This window comes from Pseudoalteromonas sp. T1lg21, assembly GCF_002964625.1.
GTDB classification, from domain to species: domain Bacteria; phylum Pseudomonadota; class Gammaproteobacteria; order Enterobacterales; family Alteromonadaceae; genus Pseudoalteromonas; species Pseudoalteromonas gelatinilytica.
In genome coordinates, this window is the sequence record NZ_PQBX01000036.1 from 1 (window position 1) to 455 (window position 455).

At 44.0% G+C, this 455-nt stretch carries 1 protein-coding gene; it reads right to left on the bottom strand.

The genetic code is table 11. The features are described from left to right. On the bottom strand, positions 1–455 hold a 455-nt coding region (locus tag C2M25_RS07870), incomplete at both ends, for a terminase gpA endonuclease subunit (protein ID WP_199775164.1).

Below are 455 nucleotides of genomic sequence, written 5' to 3' on the forward strand. Positions count from 1 at the left end.
ATTTCTCGCTTGCCGTTATCATGACTATCGCCCTTACCTGCCATAATTAAGATGCGGCGATGTTTAGCGCTACGGGTTCTTACCCAATGATAGACAGAGTGGTTCGTAGAGCCGTCTGATGAATCGATAGTTACTGCGCTTAAATGTAAGTTTGCAAATGACTCATGCTGAAAACCACTAAATAAGATCCCGTCCAATTCTTTCCAAACAGGGTCATTCTTATCTGCAGTATCGCCGGCTATTTCTCGCCAAAGCATTAGCCAGCTTTCTTCATTCCTGCCAAATGCCCTGATGATAATAGCAAGTCTGTCATGCTGAACATCGATACCAGCAGTAACAATCAGCCCACCTCTTGGGCAAACTAACTCAGGGTAGTCTTCCGCCTTTTCTTGCAACTCTTCATGGTTAAGTGAGTCTTTATCCTTGTACTCATAAGGCTTACCAAGCTTTGAGTT